Below are 20,329 nucleotides of genomic sequence, written 5' to 3'. Positions count from 1 at the left end.
CATCACTCGAACGCGATTTCAAAGACCTGCAACGGTGAAGAAACGCCGCGTTTTTCTGGCGTGCGGTGCCACAGCATAGTTGCTTGCCCCTCTTCGATCAGCGAGAGGTCCCAGGTGATGTAGCCGCCTTGCGGATCGAACTTGCGTTTCTTGTCTATTTCGATCGGAAGCCTTTTCCATTTGCGGAAATCGGCCTTGCGCTCGGCGTAGTAGATCTGCCCCTTATCGCGTCCTACAAAGGCGTAAAGCCGGTCACCGACCACGGCGAGCGTTGCATCATTGCCGTCGAAATTGGTCTGCTGCTGGCTCCAGCTGCCATCCGGTTTTCCGAGATAATGAAAATAGTACGATTGTTTGGCTCCGGGCTGCGGAAGGTGGCGCAGCAACACGTGCATATCGCCCGAGGCTGGATCGACTGTCGATGTGATCGACGGATTGCTGGGACCAAGCCCCTTGGGGATTTCGATCACAGGGCCTCCGACATTGTCGATGGAGATTGCTTCTCCCTTTTCAGTGTCGGCGATTACCGATCCGTCCGCACGTAACCAAGTACGCCCCTCGTCAAGCGATTTGGCGTAGAACAACCCGTGATTACAGAATATTTCGCTACGCGAGGCGGTGGTGTAATCGCATGGCTTCTCACGAAACACCCATGCTGCGTGGAGCGAGCCATCGCCGCCCACTTGCATGCCGTTGGCGAGATAAGGCCCCCGCGAGGTTTCAAGCCCTTTGAAAGTGCCGCGTCGGTCTGACACCTGATGGACCTTACCCCATTGGCCGGCCTCGGCATCATATTTGCCCAGCCGCATATCACCGCCATAGGAACCGCCGGTGCGGAAATAGACTACCAGATTGCCCCCGGGGAACGCCTTGAACGAAGGATAGGTCACGTTGAGGCGCGTCTTGGGATCACCGCCGAGGTTTTCGGCATATTTGAACACGCTGTTATCCCACGTTACGGACGCGGGATTGTCGGCAACGCCGGTGGCCGTGGCCGCGTAATTCATCTTTGGCCGATTGTGATGATCGAAGGAAATATGGATTACGCCATCACCGCCCGAGATCCCGATGGTCTGGCGGTTGTGGGCATCATCCGAGGTAACCTTGTAACCGTCCAGAACCGAGTAATTCCAGTCAAACGCGCCCAGCTTTCGCCGCGCAACAACGACATAGGTTTCGGCTTCCTCGCGCGGCTTGCTGCGATCACGACTGGAATAGAACACAACGTATTGATAGCCATTATAGCTCACCGCCTGCGCGCCCAATGGTCCGGCAAACCGGGGCTTGCCATCGCGCGAACGCTCCATCCCATCTGACGTGTGAGATTTAGCGGTCAGCTGATCCCAGCCGGTGATGTGAGCGCGCTTGGCATCCTGCGCGCCCTCGGCCAGCACGCTCGTACCGCTCATAAGCAAACATGTCGCCGCGAGGGCCGGCGTAAAGTTGCGCATTGAGATCATCGCTTTGTTCCTTTTGCTGTAAGCGTCGCTGCGGCCTGCAAATTGGCCTGTTCGAGCTGGCCTGGCATGTACGGACTGAGCGTGAGGTAGAAGGCGTCGAACACGAAGCCGTCTTCGCGCATGGAGAATTCCACGCGGTGCGTACCTGCTGTCGGTACATCCAGCCAAAGCCCGCCTTTTACACCGCAGTGGTCTTCGCGTGTGCGTTGGCGGCTATCCCAATGCCAACGCTGCCGTCCTTCGCAATATTGGATACGCGCGCCGCTTTCCGGCCATTCACCATTGATGCCCGCATGCAGGCCATTGTCTTCGGAACCGAGCGAATGCGCGCGGACCCATAGATACCAGCGACCCGCAGCCGGGAAATCCACATCATAGGAAAGGATCGCCATCTTGCCGGGTGATCCGCTGAAATTTTCACCTCTGACCAATTCATCATCGTGGGTGACGCGGGTGTCGGGGAGCAGCGCGACATAGTCCGCCGCGCCATTGCGCTCCCACCCGTCCGGACATTCAGCTCTCCTGCACCAGCTGCGCACTTCATTGGCGCGCTGAGCCACGAAGTCTTCCGCCTCGACCAGAATGCCCTGATCGATCCGTTCGACTACGATGATCCATTTGCCGCTGCCGCCTTTGGGTGGGTCGCCGATCTTGGTGTTGCGGCGGTGGTTGTCGATCTCGGCAAGTGATCCTGTTTGCAAATCACCGCCGTTCACCGGGTCGAACCAACGCACGGAAAAGCGCCCTTCGATGCCGCCGGTTGCCATGATGGTTTCTTCTTCACCCGGAACGATCACGGCGAACTCGCCCGGTTCGGCAAAGACAAAATCATCACGAGGCCGTGTCAGGTGATCAGCGGCGATCATGCGCACCGCCCGGTCCCCTACGTGCTTTCGGAAGAAATCGAGCGCCGTCCTGCCTTCGCGCCAAAGCCGCGCGCGGGTTCGGTGATCCTGACAATCAAGGTCGCTACATCCGGTTTTATAGCCGTAATAGGCCTCAACCCCGTTTGCACCGGCCGTCAGCGCATTCCAAAGACCATCGCGCAGAAACAGTTCGGGATCGAGCTGCAGTTCGCGCTTTGCAGGCAAGCGGTCATCGGGATAACCGGGATCAACCCCCGCGCCGCCATCTGCGCGGCCCGGCTCGTCATAGGCCATGACCAACGGTTTTCCGGCCAATTGAGCCTCGCGTATCCACGCAGTTACATCGGGCCGCAAATCGGAAATATCATCCTCTCGCCCCTGCAGGCTGAGGCCATTAAGCGCCGAGTCCGGGCCAAGAAACGCGCGGTATCGCTGTTTCTGATCGGGATAGGAATGCAGCACCAACGGGTGATCGTAAGGATCAAGCGCTGCGAGATAGGACGCCATATGGCGAACATCGCCGGGATGCTGCACGTTCTCTTCGCCTAAATTCCATGTCAGCGCGAGAAGATGGCCGAACCGCGCCGCCATTTCGCGCAGATACAGTTTGCGCGTCCGGCCCAATGCGCCGCCATCCATAAAGCTGTCATTTTCGGTTTCCTGCAATTTGAGATGCAGGTGCAATCCACGCTTGTCAGCATAGCTTAACGCGCGCTGCCATTGATCCAGCTTGGAAAGGTCGAACCGGTCCTGAACCAGCCCATCGTCCCACTGCGCGCGCGGCTCCATCTGCGCGAATTTCTCTGCTGGAACTGCCATAAGATGGGGGAAGACGTTGCGATCATCACCGCCAGCATTCCAAAGCAGCATGGACACCGAATTGGCACCAGCATCGGCAAGGTAATCAAACATACCCAGCAGACCTGCGCCTGACTTGTTCTTACCCCAAAGCAGGCGGCTGCCCTCCCCGCGCAAGTCACCGTCATGGGCCTGCCAGCTTTTACGAAAGCCCTTGAAATTCGGCGTTGCGTCAAAGCCTTCATAGGCGAGCACATTCTCAGGCGCATCAGGCCCAAATTTGAAGAAGATGCTGTTATCGCCAGCGAAGCGGTAATAGTTTTCGCCGGTATATTGCAGCAGCCCGCGCGCCCGGATCGGATCGGCAGAATCCCCGGAAACAGAGAAGCTTCCAGTCACGCCATGCCCATTCAGGCGTTTCCCCGGAGACGGCGCCACGGCCATGTCCGTCCCACTGCGGAAATCGACCTTCCAGTCGTAATCCCCTACATGCGGAGGCACGAAATGCGCGCGCCAGATGTTTCCGCCGGTGCATCCGCTGTCTGCTGCATCACCGCAGCCTGCGAAGTAACCCGGAATGACCCACGTCTTGCCATCATGTGTCAGTGTCCAATCAAGACGCACATCTGCAAAGGGATTTTTGCCGTTCCGTTCATCGAGCTCCGGCCCGTCTATATTCAGCGTCACCAGCTCAAAGCGCGCGCCCGCTTCGGAGACATCTTGCGCCGCCGCATTGCTGGCGAGGGACAAAGCGACAAGGCTGGCAATCAGCGAAAATAGGCGGTGGAGCATATCAGTTTTCCTGAGCTGTGACGGTAACCGGTCCGATAAGGCCGGAAGGGATCAATGGATCGCCCGGTTTTTGAAAGGAATGCGTGGCGAAGGTGCGCCGCGGACCTAGCGGCGGTGGCCGATTGGAACTGTACCATTCAACCATATCGCGTTTGGGCAGATTTTCCTCTGGCCGATAACCGATATTGTATTCCGGCTCATATCCGCTGGTGTCCGGCAGCGCGGCGTCGCCAATCAAGCGGTTTACCCACAGATTGGCGACTTCGATTTCCACGACGTTGCGACCCTCGCGAACCGCCGTAGAAATATCGATTGCATAGGGCGCAGTCCAAACTGCGCCGAGTTCCTGACCGTTCACGCGCACATTTGCGACCGTTTCAACCTGACCAAGATTTAGCGCCATGAGAGACGCGCTATTCATCTCGTCAGCCGTCAATTCAAACGAAGTGCGATAGGTGGCTTTGCCAGAGAAGTGGTGGATTTCGGGATTGTCGCTTTTGCTCCAATCAAACAGGGCTTTGCCGGTAAGATCATCTGCATCGCCGTAAGCCGGATCGAAATTGATCGACCATCCCTGATCAAGAGTGGCCAGAGTTTTCGAAGCCAAATATGGCGCGCCCCCGCCCGGCGCGAATTCGAACGTATTGTCGAACACAACAAAGCGCGATTCATAGGGCGCCAGATCCAATACGATATTCGTGCAGCCGCCAGCATCGACAGATCCGGCCAATTTCCGGTTGCCTCCACTGACCGGATGCCATTCCTCGCCCCGCTTACCGTTCACCCGGAAACACAGATCAAAGCGCCTGCTTTCGTCAGAATCGTTGAAAACAAAGAAGATGTCGCTTTCGCCGACTTTTCGGTGCGTAAACGAAGGCAATTCACGAACAGAAGATACGCGCGGTTTCAGACCGGCGGCTTCAAACACATCGGCCGCCACATCGCCGCGATGAACAAACGCAACAGCCACGCCCGCTCGCTTCGCCTCATCCAAACGGGCCGCCTCAGCAGCGGATGGCGCATCGCTGTGCGGCCACCAGATCATCGAATATCGCGCGCCGCTTTCAAGCACCAGCGCGCCTCCTTCAAACCGGCTGCGGTGCAGCAATGTCGGTGTGTCCACGCAGTCAAACTCGGTGCCGACGGGCAAGGACTTGGTCGCCTCTGACTTTTGCGGGCAGATAACCGGGCTGTTTGAACCGATTGCCATTGCCACATCGGACACCGCACGGCCTTGTCGCAACATGTGCTGTCCCCGCGCCATATACCCGAACCACGCCGCTCCGCCTTTATCCCACCACGGCTGAGTGCGATCAAAGTGAGAGCCCCAGCGGTTCATCGTCATGCCAGGCATCACATGCGTGTTTGCCTGATGCGCGAACCTGTGAAAGAAAAACTGGTTCACCCCGGCAACCCATGCGCGGTCGCCCCATTTTTTGCCAAAGGCAGGATCGAAAAACCAGTTATCATCCCATACCGCTGTGAAAGCCTCCGCAGCGATCACCGGCTTGCCATATATTCGTCCGGCCGAAACAGCTCCGTTGAGGTTGGACAGATCATCGCGGCGAACCCAGAATTCACCAGCGGGGATCGAGGCGACCGATGCCACGTTCAGCTCGTCAAAAGGCCCCAGTCCATAGGGCTGGATCAGGCTTTCCAGCCCCTCTTGCTCCATCAAGCGCGCGAATTCGCCGTAATAATTGTCGTTGATCAACTGCGCGTTGAAGCTGCGGATTTTGGCGAACATATCGGTTGTCGCCGCCGCACTGGATACAAACCGGCCCGCATAAATAGGCAACCAGCCTTTTAGATCGATGCCGTGCGATTGCTGAAACTGGGTATCGTAACCCTGCGTCCAATTTTGCCCGCCAACTTCATAGCTGTCGATCATCACACCGGCCGTGGCCGCCGGTGCAACCGCCCTCGCCCGTCTGATCACCGGCGCGATAAAGGCGTCATAATGTACACCGAACGCGGACGCATCAAACTTATCAACTTCAAGCCCGTTGCCCTCTGGAGAGGGGTTTACATTGCGCGCGCCGGTGGACGTGTATCCAAACCGCATGACGGTCCATTGGCCCTCAGGCAATGTGGTTTGCAAACGCCCGTCTGCGCCGACAAATTGCGTAAGATCGCGGATCGCATCGCGGCGTATCACATCGCCATTCAGCGGCGCGGACTGAACCGGCAACTGGTTGCCCGGAACATAGCCCATACCGCTATGGCCAGAAGCGTTGGCGACCTGTGCAAGCTGGGATAATTCGATCTCCCCGATCAGGGCTTTATTGTCGAAAGTGACGCGGAAATGGCGCGCTTCGATCGGAGCGAACGCCGCATCGACTTCCCATTCGACGCGCAGCAAACGGGTTTTCTTGAACTCACGGACGGTCTTGAAATTTATCCCATCATCAGAGACTTGCAACGCAATCTTGATATCGCGTTCAGCAACATTGCCAACTGAAACTTTGCGAATAGGCACGGGGCGATCATAGCTGAATTGCACCCAGCCTGGCTCGTCTTTCGATGCGGTGACAAGGCTCTGGGTAAACACCTCACCATCTGTCACCCGATCCAGGTCGAAATCCGGATCTGAAGAGGAGAGAACTGGCTTGTTTATGTGATCAGCGATTTCTCCTGACAAGGAAGGGTACGCTACAACCGCGATGTCGCGATAGAAACCCTCGACGGTCCCGGGCTTCCTGAGCCCGGCCGAAACCGTTCCGCCAGCCACAATGGCTTCGCTCCAGACCAGCCGCTTCATTGATTGTTCGGGCGAAATCCATGGTCCAGCGGTGGAAGACCACCCATCTGCATTGTGGAACGTGAATTTGAGCCCGAGCCGCTCGCATTCGGCGGCTACGTGTTCAATCAGATCGAGATGGTCTGGTGAATTGAATTTGACCGGACCATAGGAAATTCCCTGCGTGACATGGAATAATACGATCCCGCCGATACCGACCCGCTCAATCGCCTCGAGATCTTTGGTGATCCCTTCGCGGGTCATATTACCGCTCATCACGTGAAACCACGTCCATGGCCGGGCTTCGGCAGGTGGCGCGGCAAACTCCGCCCGCAGCTTCTCTAAATCCGATTGCGCTGTAGCCGGTGCAATCCCAGGAAGCAGCGTCGAAGCGGCACCGATGGTTACGAGGGCGAGCCTTGCAAAACCACGAAACGCGTCAAACACACCAACCAACCTAGCGCGGGATCTTGTGAAGCCGCAGCGTAGCTGGCGCAGGGATCTCTCCGCGCGCCTGATCTTGAGCCGGCGGGTTTGCCTCCCAACTCAGGTAAAAGTCATACGCACTTTCTTTGGGCGTGCCTTCCGCTTTTCTAACGAATTGGACAAGCTCGGGATTGTCCTGAAAGGTCCCGATAACGTCAGGCGTTGATTTGGAGCTGCCCGCCCTAACGGTGCGATTGCTTGCCGGATCAACGGCAAATTCGATCTCCTCGCCATCGCGCTGCACCCTCACCCTGATCGTACCGTCATCGGCCACATAGGGATCTTGAGGCACAAGGATGGAAACATTCAGACTGCCACCGCGATCGAGAAATTGTTTGCTGCCGGTCCAGTCGCTAATCTGATGCGTAGTCCAACCCTTGCCCGATTTTCGCGCGAGCATGATCTGCGTATCGCCGTTCGCATCATTTTTGTAATATGAAATCATCGGACGCTCATCGGCGTCAAACCCGATTTTCTTCTGACCATTGAGCATCCCGCCAAAAGTCGGAACAGGGTCCACAATCTCACCAGTGGAACGGATCAGTGGCAGCGCAACAGGTTTGCCATTGGAATCTTCCCAATTCACCAAATCGGGGCTGCGCACATATGAAAGATTGTTATTCGTCGCGGCAGAGGGCGTTTCGCGCCAGACCCAGATCATATGAAAATTACCGTCCGGCCCCAGAACGGGTCCGGTGTAATATGCGCCCCGCTCGTCTTCCCCATCGAAAAACTGGCCATCATGCATCAATGACCATGTCTTTGTTGCGGTGTCGTAGCGGTGATAATAATAGCGCCCGTTCCCGCTGCCACCCAAACGGTAGATCGCAATCAAACGCCCGTCCCGATCATGCATGAAGCGGGGGTAGGTCACGTTTGTATCACGCTCTGGATCAATGATGTAATCGACCTGCTTTAGCGATCGGACATTCCACGGCTCGGTGGAGCGGAAATAAACCAGCGGATCGTTGTGCATGTTGCCCATCACATGGATGTAGCCTTCCTCATCCACATCGACAGTGACGTAATTATGGCTGTCCCAGCCGACAAAACTCGGGACTTTCTGATACCGCCACGGCGTACGCTGATGCGCGCGGTGGGCGATGCTCATCTGACGGTTCGCATCGTAATACGCAATGATCTGGTGATCGCCGCGTTGTATCATCTGAGCGAAAACACGGTGGCCGGACCACGTGAAATCGATTGCCTCTACTTCACTGGCGAGATTGAGCTGTTCATCCGCAAGTTTGTCGCTGGGCTGGGACGGGACCGGCTCGGCCAGGACCGGCTGGCTTACCCCAGCAACCGTTAGCGCAAAAAGCAGTGTAAACTTCGTCAAAATCTTCGATCCGCGCATTCTTTATCTTGTCCCTATCGATCAAGTAGTATGGGCCGACAGCTAGCTTTGCGGCTGACTGTCGGCCCACGGGGAGGATCGTGGATTCACTAGAAGCGGTATGTTGCCGAAAGCGAATATGTCCGGCCATCATATTCATACAAGCGGAACAATTCTTCGACACCGAGATATTCAAGACGCGAACTTTGGGTGATGTTGAAGACTTCAAAGCGAACTTCGAGCCCTTTGGACGGCCTGATTGCGCCACTAAAGTCCAGCTGACCTCGCGGAGCGATAATGGTCGAACCACCAATGAAGGAGCTTCCGCCTTCACGCTGGATTTCAGACTGGTGATTGTAGGCAAGTCGCGCCTGCAGGAAATCGTCCTCGTAATAACCGATGATGTTGTAAGTATCCTCAGCCACGTTGAAGAGCTGAACATTGTTGTCACCGCCAGAACGAACCCGCGTAAAGTTCAAGACCGTGCCAGTGTTCTTCAAAAAGCCGGGCAGGAAGTCGAATTGTTGCTGAATCTGCGCTTCGAAACCGGTCACGTTGATTGTGTCCGGATTGTTGACGGTGCGCGACACTCGAATGCGCTGCGGGTCACCAAGATCATTGGTGAACACACAACTGCCTGCGAATGAGGCTTCGATATCATTTGGTGAATTCACGTCAGCAAAACGGATGGAGTTGAAAGTGCGACCGTCTACCGACAGGTTTTCGCCTTCTGGACAGAAATTCCGTTGACGCGAGATATCGCCAATCAGCGATTTGCGGAACAGTCCGACCGACATGACATTGCCGGACCCGTTGTACCAGCTCAATCCAACATCGAATGCCTTTGACCGGCGCGGCTCTACATCAAGTGTAGAAATGTTGACCGATGTGCGCGGAATTGGATTGCCATCTGAACCGACAATGCGATCTTCAGGATCAAAATCATTGTCGTCTGGGTCGAATTCATTTTCAACAATCAACGTTGGCGTTGGAGTGAACTCAGCAAGATCGAGAGCTTCGAATGTTTCATAATACGCTGCACGGAACACCACGTCAGGGGTGATCTCATAAATCAAGTTCACAGACGGAAGGAGGCGCTCAAAATTGCTGCGCCCTTCACCAAAGACCAAGGCATCGTTATCGCTCGTATCTTTGAATTCCAGAGCCGGGCCGCCATTGGCAGCACGCAGTGCGTTAAGGTTATCGTAGAATTGCAAGAAAGTCGGGTTCGTCTGACCGATAAGATCAGTCTTGACGTAACGCAGACCAATATTACCCCGCAGTTGGGTGTCGGAAACCGAGCCCAGATCAAACTTTACCATCCCGTAAAGTTCGAGCGTCTCACGTGAAGATGTGAAGTTGTTATCGACTACTGACGAGCGGGAGAGCTGCGGCCTGGTAAGATATGTGTTTCCGCCAGGCGCCCTTACGAGAGGAAGAGCCGCAAGAATTTCTTCTGCGGTGATGGTTGCCGCACTCTCGGACGTCAGCTGGGGGAAGTATCCGCGAATGTTGCCTGCGCTAGGGGTGAATCGCAGATCATCCCTCGGCGTTTGGCTGGCCGAACCCAAGAGACCTTCGAGAACCGGAATGTCGAGCGAGAGAAAGTTGTCCAGCTCCACGCCGGGCACCTGACCACCCAGATACGCTCCGCCCTCAGCGACGCCATCGTTAGGCACCAGAATGCTCGGGTTGAACGCAGCAGCATAATTGAGGCCAAGCCCGCCAAACTCGGAGCGGAAACGATCAGATGTTTCGTCGCTGTAATAGCCACCGACCTGCACTTCGGTAATGAAGTTGTTTTCAAACTTGCGCGCAATGTCGACATCGATCGACTTAAGGTCGCGTTTCACACCTTCGTTAAAGCCGAGCGCGAGGATTGATGTTGGCTGGTTGAACCCATTCTGGTTTGGCCCAGGAGGAACAAACCCTGCAAAATCGTCACGCGCGCCGATACCGGAGCCCGCCTCAATCCGGTGATTTCCACGCGTCTGGTCGAGTTCGAGCAGGCGAGGATCAACGATGTTATCAACGAAAACACTGCCCAGATCGCCCAGACCCTGATCAATGATCAGGATCGAATTGTTACCGCGATCATCAATGCCGTCGAGATTGGAGTCCAGGTTACGCGTCGCAGCACTACCACCGCGGTTGCGCACACGCAGGCTGTATTGGTTCAGCGACGAAGTCCCCAATGCTTCGGAATATGTGCCGATGACATCGACACGCCAGTCATCGTTCTCGAAGTTAAACTGCGGGTAAAGCGCCCACGCTTCGTCAACAGCTGGAAAGCTGCGATTTTCGATAGCCGATTGAGAATCGCTGATCAGGACACGCGGGACGAGAAAGACATTCTCCTCTGTCCCATCTTCATCAAAGTCCACGACACCGACATTGACTGGATCAGAAAGCGGTGAAATCAGCGAGTTGAAGTTATTCGTAGCCTCAAAGATCGAGATGTCCTGATTTGATTCACTCAGATCACGGCGGGTGTAGAGGCCATCGAACCGGAAAACGAGATTATCCGAAATTTCATAGGCAAGTCCGGCGCTGGTGGAATAGCGTTCGCCCCGGTTGTTCTGGACAAACTGGCGAATAACGCGCGGGAAGATCACGGCATTATCAAGACCATTGGCCCCGACAGCGGCAATATCGAATGCGGCATTTGGCGTCGCCGATAGCGCGTCGAGCCCGTCACCCACTCCGCTGACAGCGGTGCCATTCGCAAAGGCAGAAACCTGATCGGCGGTAAATTCGCGATAGTTATTCAACCGGAGCGAATCGCGCCGGAAGCTTTGCTCTGAATACGCGAAGTTCGCGTAGACACCGAGCCGGCCAAAGCGCTGCGCACCGGAGAAAAAGAACTTCGGCAGATAATCGCCAGTTGTTTCCTCATAATCGAATTCGCCGCGAACAACGAAGCCTTCACGGCGCGAGAGAGCGCTATTCAAACGCAGATCGACCTGCGCAGCAAGTCCGCCAGCCGGCGTATCGGCGGTGAAAGATTTGATGACATTCGCACCATTAAAAATCGAAGTCTCGAAAATGCCGAACGGATTGCCCGTGTTTGCCCCCCGCGTTGTCGAAGCGATTGTCTGGTTCATCACTGTCGTTTTGGTGAACCGGCCAGGCAGACCGCGTACCGAAATCGTGGCGTCCCGGCGCGCACCCTCACGGTTGATCTGAACACCGGGAATACGCGCGAGCGCCTCACCCAGGTTGAGGTCCGGTGTCGAACCAATGTCATCCGACGAAATACCGTCCAGAATGACATCTGCTTTGCGGCGGATATTCAGCGCATCTTCGAGACTGGCACGAATTCCGCTGACGATAATGCCGGGTTCAGGGTTGGGAGTATTCGCATCGACAGCGACCTGTTCTTCGGCTGCCTCTTCCTGCGCGTCGTCATCGGTAGCATCTTGAGCAGCAGCAAGCGATGGAATGCAAAGCGCCGCGGCTGCCACACCCAACTTCAAGTTTAAATCGAACGCGCTGCGCGCTCCGCCGGTACGGTTAAAAGTCATGTATTATCCCCTCTGTCCAAATGTCTTTTTTTTGACTTATGACCGATTGATTTCGACCGTGTCAATGCGCGTTCATGACGGTTGATGATTTTTTATGATTGTTTTTTCATCATGGCATGCAAAAATGCATCACCACACCGTGATCAGCGCAACATTATTTCTCCAAACAGTAATTTATGTTATTTTTGTTCGAGGCGCAGAATCTGGCCTGTCGCCAGCAAGAATGCCCCGGTACCATAAAGCTGGCGGTCATCGGGCTGCACACCCTCAGGCTGATCGCCGACCTGCTGGACATATCCAAGCCGTCCCTCGCTATCGACATTGGCCATCAATGCGGCCCAGCCAGCATCCACTGCAGATGAATATTGATCACCCTTAAGAAGCCCCTCGTTCAAACCCCATGCGAGCCCATAGACAAAAAAGCCGGTGCCGCTCGTCTCTGGAGGTGTTGCGCTTGAGGCGAGGAGTGATGCGCGCCACATTCCGTTTGGCGCTTGAATGGCAACCAACCGATCGGACATTTTGCGGAACAGCGAGACGTAATATTCCCGGCGCGGATCGTCTTGCGCCATGGTGCGCATGATATTCACTAACCCGCCATAGACCCAGCCATTGCCGCGGCTCCAGAAAAGCTTTTCGCCGTCTGCCCCGCGTCGGTCGAAAAAGCGGCTGTCGCGATAATAGAGTCCGATTTCCTTATCGAACAACAAATCGGTCGCTACTTTGAATTCGGCATGTGCATAATCGGCGTAAGCCTCATCGCCAAACGTCTCATGCGCGTCCCACCAGGTAGCAGGAGCCATGAACAGCGCATCGGACCAGCACCACCGTTTTGCGCAGCCCGGATCGTTATGATTGTCCGGGTGAAGCATTTGCGTTTTCGGTTTGTCGGCCAAAATCGCATCAAGCGTTTTGCGGGTCGGGCCAAGATCAGCACCCGGTACACCAGCCCGGGCAAGGCTCATATAGACCTGCCCGACAAGATGATCATCGGCGTGATAGAGCCGGTCGCCCAGACGCCACTTTTCACGCTCAGCGATAGCCGCCAAGGCGTTCGTATAGCGTTCCTGCCCGGTCTGCTCGGCATAATCTGCCAGACCAAGAAAGAATGTCCCTTTGACCCAGCCACGTGGATTGGGAGTCTCGCGAGAAATAAATCGGATGTAGCTTTCAAGATTATCGAGATTGGCGAGTTGCCAATCTGCGACTTTGTTGGCCATTGCCTTGATCTCTGCCTGCTCGCTTGTGTCGACAGGCGCAGCTTCGAGAGTTGACTGGGTCGAAGGCATGCTCACACAGCCTGCTGTCAAGGCAGCAAGCGGCAACAAGCCCACTGCGAACGAACGCATTAAAGTCATCGGAATACTCCCGGATCAGATTGAAGGACGTCAGACGATGCCGGCTCCAAGACCGACAGCTTTACGCTCCTGGGCCTTGCGGTCGCGGTATTGGCTGGTCCGATAAACGCCGAGCCAGTCAATGGCTCCACCCAGTTCATCGCGGGCCTGCGCAAGGATCGGTGTAACATCCGTTTCATAAGCGCTTCGCAAGGTGCGAAACGCGAGCATCACATCGTTGTCATTCTGCGCAGCATGCAACGCTTCACGATCAACCAAGACCGCGCGAGCATAGCATCCAGCGATTGTCTCTGCGGATGACAACATGCTTTCAATCGGATCGGTCACATTATGCGACTGGTCGATCATGTAGGACGGATCAAAACCGTCGCGCGGATTGGCTTGGGCCTCGATCAGTTCGTTAAAAACGAGGAACAGCTGGTGCGGGTTGATGCTCCCACTATCGAGATCGTCATCGCCATATTTGCTGTCGTTGAAATGGAACCCACCCAGCTTGCCGGCATGATGCAGGCGCGCCACGATCTGCTCGATGTTCACGTTGGGGGCATGATGCCCCAGATCAACCAAACACTTGCACTTTTCGCCCAGCTCTTGTGCCGCCATCAGCGAGCTTCCCCAATCGGAGATTACACTGGAATAGAAAGCAGGTTCGAACATCTTGTGCTCAAGCATCATCTGCCAGTCGTCGGGAAGCGCGCCATAAACTTGCGAAGCCGCTTCGATGTAGCGATCAAAGCTGCGTCCGAGATCCTGCTGGCCAGGGAAATTCGTCCCATCCCCTACCCACACTGTCAGCCGTTTCGAACCGATCTTCCGACCGATCTCGATACATTCAATGTTGTGATCGATTGCCTGCTGACGGGTCTCTGGAACCGTAGAGGACAAAGAACCGGTGGCGTAGGTTTGTGCCTGCCCGGGTTGATCCTGAAAAGTGTTAGAGTTCACTGCGTCAAAGACAAGATTGTACGCCTCAGCTTCGTCTTTCAGAGCCGCGTAATCCTCAACACAGTCCCATGGAAAATGCGGGCTGACCGCTGGGGTCGATTGGCCCAGCTGATGAATTACGGCGCAATCTTCCAACTTTTCGTGGATATTGGTTGGCTCTCCTGCAATCGGAAACTTCGCAAACCGCGTTCCGCCGCGCCCTGCTCCCCAGCTTGGCACAGCCACTCCGAATGCCTTGACCTTATCCTTTAACGCATCGATCGCGATACCGCGCCGCTCGAGCTTGCGCCCAAGCGCCGCGTAATCCTCTGCCAATGCATCACGCGAATTCGCATTGTGTTCGGCGATTAAATCAGCCGAAATAGGCAATTGTGTCATTTGTCCCCTCCGACTTTGACGCTAACGCGTGAATGCTTGAGCGTTGCCAGCATCCACATTGATCATATTGCCGGTCGACTTTGCCGACGCCTCGCTGGCAAGCCAATAGGCAGCTTCAGCAATGTCTTGTGGCAATACAGACCGCTTCAGCATTGATCGCTGGCGATAGTGCTCTTCAAGCTCGTCACCGGAATCGATGCCGTGGGCACCAGCACGCTCTTGCCGCCAGTCACCATCCCAGATCCGGCTACCTTTGATAACGGCATCGGGATTGACAATGTTGACGCGGATGCCGTTGTCGGCCCCTTCGAGCGCAAGGCACCGTGCAAGATGATTGGCCGCAGCCTTGGCACTTGCATAGGCGCTGGCATTCTTTGCCGCTGCCACAGCGTTCTTCGACCCAACAAAAACAACGCTGGAACCGCCTTGATCAGCCATCCCCTGAAGGAGTGGCCACGCGTACTTCGCGGTCAAGAAATAACCTTGCGCCAAAACATCGAAGTTCTTGTTCCACAGCTCAATAGTCGTCTCGCTGATGGGCGCAGATGACGCTATCCCGGCATTAGCCACGAGAATGTCGAGCCCGCCAAATTCGAGCGCACAGGCACTCAAAGCCGACGCCACTTGCGCCTCGTCTGTGACGTCACAGGTTACTGAGCGCACTACATCCTTGCTGAACGCTTCAGATAGACCGGCCTCGATTTCCTTGACCGCCTTCTCGTCCCGATCAGCCAGCATTACGCAGGCACCTTCGCGGAGCATTCTTTCCGCCACCGCGGCACCGATGCCGCCTGCGCCACCTGTGACAAGCGCAATCTTGCCCACCATTTCCTTGGGAGCCGGCATGCGTTGCAATTTAGCTTCCTCAAGCAGCCAGTATTCGATATCGAACGCCTCCTGCTCGTCGAGCGCGATGTAGTCCCCGATCGCCTCGGCGCCGCGCATCACGTTAATTGCGTTGAGATAGAATTCGCCAGCAATGCGAGCCGTCGCCTTGTCCTTGGCAAAGGTCATGCGACCGACGCCCGGAACCAACACAACCACCGGATTGGCATCGCGCATAGCAGGCGAATTGTGCCGCTTGCAGCGCTCGTAATACGCCGCATACATCGCGCGATAGTCGGTGATGGACTGCTCCAGATAAGCGTCATCATCAAGCTTTGCCGGATCAAGCGCTAGCGGCGCAATTTTAGTCCGCAGAAAGTGATCAGGGCACGATGTTCCCAGCGCCGCCAGACGCTCAAACTCTGCACCGCCAACAAATTCGAGTGTTGCGTCGTCATCCGAATAATGCCCGACCTTACGACGATCACCAACCATCAATGCCCGCAGTCGCGGCATCAAATCGGCGGCCAGTTGATGCCGATCTTCGTGAGGACCCACTTTCGGACCACCAAAGGCAGGCCCACTCGCCAATCTTGAGTTCAAATAATCAGCCGCCTCGGTGATCAGTTTTACGGTCTGATCATAGCATTCCTTCGCGGTGTCAGCCCAGCAAATGATCCCGTGCCCGGCCAGCATCGCGCCTTTAGCCTGCGGGTTCGCCAGCGCAAAATCGCGAATCTGGACACCCAGCGTAAAGCCAGGGCGCTTCCATGGCAGCCAACCGATTTCATCGCCCCACAATTCTTTCGTTGCCGCTTCACCGCCACTCGACGCCGCAAGCGCGATGATCGCATCAGGGTGAACATGATCGATGTGCTTATACGGCAAAAGCGAGTGCAACGGGGTATCAATGCTGGCTGCGCGGCCGTTTAGATTGAATGTACAATGCGGCAGGAAGCCGACCATCTTGTCATCATCGCCCTCACCTTCGTAATGCGATTCAAGCGCGAGCAGTTTTTCCTGATAGAGCGTGGCAAAGCCATCCATACCCATTGAACCGATGTCACCGCCCGAGCCTTTGACCCAGAGCACTTCGACCTGATCGCCCGTCAACGGATCCCGCTCATCCACTTTCGCAGACGTATTACCGCCGCCGAAATTAGTGACGGTCAGATCCGCACCAAGCAGATTGGATCTGTAGAGGAGTAATTCCGCTTCAGATTTGTTGGCTGCAACTTGCTCATCCCAACGATTTACGGGGATGGCAAACGGAATGGCGACTTCGGCCAAGGATGCGTGCATATTCATGACGGAGTCGATACCATTGACCCTTTTCAAAATCAATCATTTTCGCTAATCGTCAATCATTAAAGTGCATCATACTTTTGGGAGAGAGTTTTGAAAGACGGTTTTGCAATTGTTGTCGATATCGGCAAAACGCTCGCTAAGGTCAGCCTCTGGTCTCGCGACGGCGAAATGGTCGCACGGGAGACTCGCCCGAATGAAACTGTTATGGTCGACGGCATACGCCGCCTCGATGGGCACGGCATCGGGGATTGGTTGACTTCGGCTTTGGCAAGCTTTGCCGGTCATCCCGTAGAATATATTGTGCCAGTGGCGCATGGCGCCGGAGTTGCGGCCATCTGCCAAGGCAAATTGGCCATCGCACCGATCGATTACGAGCAGGACCTTCCCGTGGATTTGCGTGCGCGGTATAATGCCGCCAGATCGCCCTTCGCTGAGACAGGGTCTCCGAACCTTCCCGCCGGCCTTAATTTCGGAGCGCAGCTGTTCTGGCTGGAACAGCTTCACCCTGATCTGATTGCGCAATCCACTCTGGTTCCATGGGCTCAATATTGGGGCTGGTTCCTTTCGGGCGAGGCGTGCACCGAGGCGACCAGTATGGGTTGCCATTCTGATCTATGGGCACCGGCAAAAGGGACATTTTCGACACTTGCGATCGACCGCGGCTGGGCTGATCGGTTTGCGCCAATTGCTGCGGCCGGAGATGTGATCGGAACCTTGCGGTCCAGTCTGGCGGAAAAGACCGGCTTGCCGGCAAACGCCAAGGTTTTGGCGGGATTGCACGATTCGAACGCCGCGTTGAACGCGGCACGCGGATTTGAAGACATCGAGAACCGCGAAGTGACGATTCTCTCGACTGGAACTTGGTTCATTGCCATGCGCCTCGCGGCGAGCGCGGTAGACATGCGGGCGCTGCCCGAAGCGCGCGACTGCCTCGTCAATGTCGATGCCTTTGGTAATCCGGTGCCATCCGCACGCTTTATGGGTGGTCGCGAGATTGAAACCCTGATCCAGATCGATACGCGGCAGGTTGACATCAAGCCGGATCAGCCGCGCCTGCTCGAAGCGGTGCCGGATATTCTTGCGCAATCCGCCATGGTCCTGCCCACTCTCGCACCAGGAAACGGCCCATATCCACAGGGCCAAGGCGGATGGATTAACCGGCCCGATGACTGGTTTGCGCGAAGAGCGGGGGCATGTCTTTACGCCGCATTGGTCGCCGACACTTCACTGGACCTCATCGGCTCTGAAAACTGTATTCTGGTAGAAGGACGCTTTGCAGAAGCAGAAGTGTTTGTGAGAGCTCTTGCAAGCCTCAGGCCCGATACAAAAGTCTATGTTGCCAACGCCCATAATGATGTGAGCTTTGGTGCGCTGAGGCTCATCGACCCTGAAATCCGCCCGAAAGGAGGACTCACGCAGGTCGAGGCTCTGGACGCAGACCTTTCCGGATATCGCGAAGCCTGGCATCAGGCACAGATGGTGAACGCATGAACGCTGCAAGCGCAATCGACTACCGCGAACTCGCACGCCGCAGGCTTCCGCACTTCCTGTTCGAGTATATCGATGGTGGCTCCTATGCCGAGGTCACGCTGGAGCGAAACGTGTCCGATCTTAAAGATGTTGCTCTGCGCCAAAGGGTGCTGCGCGATGTCTCTCAAATCGACCTTTCGACGCGATTGTTCGATCAGGAACTGGCACTGCCAGTGGCCCTTGCCCCAATCGGGCTTGCCGGAATGAATGCGAGGCGCGGCGAATGCCAGGCCGTGCGTGCTGCGAACAAGGCTGGTATCCCCTTCACCCTTTCCACTGTCTCTGCATGCAATCTTGAAGAGGTGGCAGCCGCAAGCAGTAAGCCGTTCTGGTTCCAGCTCTATATGATCCGCGATCGCGGCTTTATGCGTGAGCTGATGGCCCGCGCCGTTGCGGCCGGTTGCACCGCGTTGGTCTTCACTGTCGATATGCCAGTGCCCGGCAGCCGTTATCGCGATTATCACTCCGGTCTGGCCGGAGCGCCAGGAATTACAGGAGCGATACGGCGGACATTGCAAGGGGCAATGCGCCCTCAATGGGCATGGGACGTGGGTATCAACGGGCGCCCGCACAGTCTTGGTAATGTTGCGCCTGTTCTTGGCGACAAGTCGGGAATCGAAGACTTCTTTGCGTGGATGAGGGACAATTTCGATCCGTCAGTGACTTGGGACGATCTTGATTTCATTCGCAGCGAATGGAACGGCCCGCTGATCATAAAAGGCGTTTTAGATCCGGAAGATGCGATACGAGCTGCAGAACTTGGCGCTGACGGTCTGATTGTGTCCAATCACGGCGGACGTCAGCTGGACGGCGTGCCTTCGACCGCCAAGGCCTTGCCGCGAATTGCCGAAGTTGCGGGCGACCGGCTGACCGTGATGGCTGATGGCGGGATACGGTCGGGGCTGGACGTTGTGCGTATGCTGGCGCTGGGTGCCAAGGGCGTATTGATCGGGCGGGCCTGGGCCTATGCTTTGGGTGCCCGCGGTGAGGCTGGCATCGCCCACGTATTGCGATTGATCGAAGCAGAGATGAAAGTGGCGATGTCGTTGACGGGTGCGACTTCTATAGACGAGATCACACAAGACATTCTGGTCGAGAGCAAGCGCGGCTAGCTGACTGGCTTCACCACGTCTATCTGCTGCAGACCGGCGCTGCGCAGCTGATCGATCAACTTTGGATCTGCGGCGTCATCTGTGATCATTCGGTCAATGCGGTTCAGTTCGCAAACAATGGCGCCCGAGGACGCTTGCAGCTTACCGCTATCGACGACCAGGATCACTTCATCGGTCCGGTCAAGGAATCGGCGCTGGCTTGCCACAAGCAGAGCATCCGCCTGAAAAATCCCACGTGGGCTGACGGCCGCTGCGCCAAGGAACAGCTTGCTTGCATGAAAGTTGGGCATCGTGGTTTCGCCAGCAGGCGCAAGAATGATATTCTGTTCTCGGAAGATTGGCCCTGATGGAACCAGCAGCTGCGTTGTTTCCTGGCCAAGCAATGCATTCACGATATGAAGCGAGTTGGTAAGGACCTGAAGATTAAGGTCGGCCAGATGTTCGCACATCTGGTAGGTCGTGGTGCCGCCATCAATTATGATGCCCTCGCCCGGTGCGCACAATTCCGCAGCGGCCCGGCCAATGGCTCGCTTCTCGGCGATGTTCTGCTTGAGCGATTTTTCAAACGGCGTGCCTGCGAGGCTGGCCGGCGTACCGGCGGCACCGAATTCCGTGTCAACGGCCTTCGCCCCTCCGTGCAAGCGGATAATCTTGCCCTGCTTCTCGAGCCGGGCCAGATCGCGCCGAATGGTTGCAGGAGAAGCTTCGACGTTCGCTTCGAGATGTCGATACGTGGTGAAGCCCTTCTTCGTCAGCGCATCAAGAATTATTTCTTCGCGTTCGGCCGCATGCATTCGCATATCCTCTATCGCTGTCCGGCGTGACATGCAGCGCCGAACTTATTTCTTCAATCTCCCTGCATTCTGTTCAT

11 protein-coding genes are annotated in these 20,329 nt (G+C 56.0%); 2 read left to right on the top strand and 9 right to left on the bottom strand.

Annotated features, from left to right (window positions below; all coding sequences use genetic code 11):
- Window positions 1-2: 2 nt before the first annotated feature.
- From FGU71_RS09665 to FGU71_RS09630, 8 genes are all read right to left on the bottom strand, one after another.
- Window positions 3-1,409, bottom strand: coding sequence for a BNR-4 repeat-containing protein (locus tag FGU71_RS09665; RefSeq protein ID WP_185960261.1), 1,407 nt, complete (start codon window positions 1,407-1,409; stop codon window positions 3-5).
- Between the two features lie 47 nt (window positions 1,410-1,456).
- On the bottom strand, window positions 1,457-3,916 hold the full coding sequence (locus FGU71_RS09660; RefSeq protein ID WP_142788369.1) for a DUF5060 domain-containing protein: 2,460 nt from the start codon (window positions 3,914-3,916) through the stop codon (window positions 1,457-1,459).
- Window position 3,917: 1 nt separating this feature from the next.
- Window positions 3,918-7,103 carry a glycosyl hydrolase gene (locus FGU71_RS09655; RefSeq protein ID WP_142788368.1) on the bottom strand — a complete coding sequence of 1,062 codons (3,186 nt, stop codon included), beginning with the start codon at window positions 7,101-7,103 and terminating at the stop codon, window positions 3,918-3,920.
- Between the two features lie 10 nt (window positions 7,104-7,113).
- On the bottom strand, window positions 7,114-8,481 hold the full coding sequence (locus tag FGU71_RS09650; RefSeq protein ID WP_185960260.1) for a BNR repeat-containing protein: 1,368 nt from the start codon (window positions 8,479-8,481) through the stop codon (window positions 7,114-7,116).
- 107 nt (window positions 8,482-8,588) lie between these two features.
- The gene (locus tag FGU71_RS09645; RefSeq protein ID WP_142788366.1) at window positions 8,589-12,002 is read right to left on the bottom strand and encodes a TonB-dependent receptor; all 3,414 of its coding nucleotides are present in this window, start codon (window positions 12,000-12,002) and stop codon (window positions 8,589-8,591) included.
- Window positions 12,003-12,181: 179 nt separating this feature from the next.
- Window positions 12,182-13,291 carry a glycoside hydrolase family 88/105 protein gene (locus FGU71_RS09640; RefSeq protein ID WP_185960259.1) on the bottom strand — a complete coding sequence of 370 codons (1,110 nt, stop codon included), beginning with the start codon at window positions 13,289-13,291 and terminating at the stop codon, window positions 12,182-12,184.
- Window positions 13,292-13,390: 99 nt separating this feature from the next.
- Window positions 13,391-14,683 carry a TIM barrel protein gene (locus FGU71_RS09635; protein WP_142788364.1) on the bottom strand — a complete coding sequence of 431 codons (1,293 nt, stop codon included), beginning with the start codon at window positions 14,681-14,683 and terminating at the stop codon, window positions 13,391-13,393.
- Window positions 14,684-14,704: 21 nt separating this feature from the next.
- The gene (locus tag FGU71_RS09630) at window positions 14,705-16,816 is read right to left on the bottom strand and encodes a bifunctional rhamnulose-1-phosphate aldolase/short-chain dehydrogenase (protein WP_142788363.1); all 2,112 of its coding nucleotides are present in this window, start codon (window positions 16,814-16,816) and stop codon (window positions 14,705-14,707) included.
- Between the two features lie 90 nt (window positions 16,817-16,906).
- Between FGU71_RS09630 and FGU71_RS09625 the strand changes: the two genes are divergently transcribed.
- Both FGU71_RS09625 and lldD read left to right on the top strand, forming a co-directional pair.
- On the top strand, window positions 16,907-18,307 hold the full coding sequence (locus FGU71_RS09625; RefSeq protein WP_234035715.1) for an FGGY-family carbohydrate kinase: 1,401 nt from the start codon (window positions 16,907-16,909) through the stop codon (window positions 18,305-18,307).
- Window positions 18,304-19,458, top strand: coding sequence for an FMN-dependent L-lactate dehydrogenase LldD (lldD, locus tag FGU71_RS09620; RefSeq protein ID WP_142788362.1), 1,155 nt, complete (start codon window positions 18,304-18,306; stop codon window positions 19,456-19,458). Before FGU71_RS09625 ends, lldD begins: the two co-directional genes overlap by 4 nt.
- On the opposite strand, the gene FGU71_RS09615 is transcribed toward lldD, so the two are convergent.
- The gene (locus FGU71_RS09615; RefSeq protein ID WP_234035714.1) at window positions 19,455-20,285 is read right to left on the bottom strand and encodes a DeoR/GlpR family DNA-binding transcription regulator; all 831 of its coding nucleotides are present in this window, start codon (window positions 20,283-20,285) and stop codon (window positions 19,455-19,457) included. The two genes, lldD and FGU71_RS09615, sit on opposite strands and share 4 nt — an antisense overlap.
- Window positions 20,286-20,329 lie beyond the last annotated feature (44 nt).

The sequence above is a fragment of the Erythrobacter insulae genome (assembly GCF_007004095.1).
GTDB classification, from domain to species: domain Bacteria; phylum Pseudomonadota; class Alphaproteobacteria; order Sphingomonadales; family Sphingomonadaceae; genus Erythrobacter; species Erythrobacter insulae.
Note: the sequence above shows the minus strand (reverse complement) of the source record. Positions and strands in the feature narration are given on the sequence as shown.